Origin of the sequence: Nitrosomonas halophila (genome assembly GCF_900107165.1) — a bacterium.
Lineage (GTDB): Bacteria > Pseudomonadota > Gammaproteobacteria > Burkholderiales > Nitrosomonadaceae > Nitrosomonas > Nitrosomonas halophila.
Genome location: NZ_FNOY01000142.1, coordinates 1 through 1450 on the forward strand (window position 1 = coordinate 1; position 1450 = coordinate 1450).

Sequence of the window (1450 nt, forward strand, 5' to 3'; positions counted from 1 at the left end):
CTTGCGCCTGCCCTCCCTCATCAAACCGTGCGTACAGTTCTCCCGTACACGGCTTTCCGATGTTCTTCATGCCGAGGCATGCGCCGATTTCCAGCCGGCCTCCGTTGGGGGTTTGTATAGCCCATAGCGTTCATACAGGTCTCGGCGCGGAAACTTGAACAGCCCCGCCTTCCGATTCCTGATCTTGTGACGCTTCCGCAAGTGCGTCCTCAAGCGTTCTTCCGCGTGGTTTCTGACCTCGCTCATCTTATTGCTGGAATTCCGGTAGTGAAAATAGTTCGCCCAGCCCTTCAGGCTGCGGTTCACGTTCCTCACCACGTCTTCCAGCGGGATGCAGGTCAGTTTCCGTTGCGTCAATTCCGTCAGCCGAGCCTTGATCTTCTTCACGGCCTTGTCCGTGGGACGGACGTTCGGGTAGGATTTACCCGACTTGGCCCCACGACTCATCTGGATCGTGAAGCCCAGGAAGTTGAAGCCGGTTTCCTTGGCATCCACGATGTGGGTCTTGGTCTCATTGAGCGTGAGACCAAGCCGTTCCAGTACATGACGGATGACGGTCAGCGGTTCTTCCACACCCCGTTTGCACAGGACGACGAAATCGTCCGCATAGCGGACGATGTGCGCCCCAAGCTTGTCCTTCAGCCGATGACGCTCCCAGATGCGGTCAAGGAGGTGGAGGTAGAGGTTGGCCAGCAGCGGCGAGATGACTCCGCCTTGTGGCGTGCCGACGCTGCTTGCTTTCCCACCCCCCACGGTCTTCCGCTTTCCGTCCTCGTCTTCGCCGATGACCGGGGCTTTGAGCCATTGCTTGATGAGGGCGAGGATGCCGCCATCGACAATGCGCTCGGCCACCACGGCCAGCAGCTTGGCGTGGGGGATGCTGTCAAAATATTTCGACAGGTCGGCGTCTATGACTTGGGTGTGGCCGGCCCAGAGCGCGTTGGCGATGTCGTCCACGGCGTCAAAGGCCGAGCGCTTGGGCCGGAATCCATACGAGTGATCGCAGAAATCGGCTTCAAAGATCGGTTCGATGACGAGTTTTACCGCCATTTGCGCCACCCGGTCGCGGATCGTCGGGATGCCCAGCGGGCGCTGACTGCCGTCCGCTTTGGGGATCATGACCCGTCTGACCGGTTGGGCTCGGTAGGTCTTTTCTTGCAGATCACGGGCCAGTTCCCGCAGGAATCCTTCTACCCCTTCGCCGCGCTCGATGGCTTCGAAGCTGATCCCGTCAATGCCGGGATTGCCTCCGTTGGCCCAGACCAGACGCCAGGCGTGACTGAGGATGTCTGCCCGGTAGGTCTTGTCGTAGAGCGCGTAGAAACGGTAGGCCGGTTCTTGCTTGGCCTTGGCATAGAGTTTCCTCTGGAGCGTCCTGATCGTTTCCGGAGTGGTTAGCGACATGGCAATCCCTCGTTCCTTCGCCCTTCGGTTGCGTGAACAAAGCAGG

The 1450-nt window shown here is 59.5% G+C and carries 1 protein-coding gene; it reads right to left on the reverse strand.

Translation table 11 applies throughout. The annotated features are described in order from the left end of the window. Window positions 1–66 precede the first annotated feature (66 nt). A complete protein-coding gene (ltrA, locus tag BLV85_RS14690; protein WP_090415955.1) occupies window positions 67–1404 on the reverse strand; it encodes a group II intron reverse transcriptase/maturase in 1338 nt (445 codons plus the stop codon). Window positions 1405–1450: the final 46 nt, after the last annotated feature.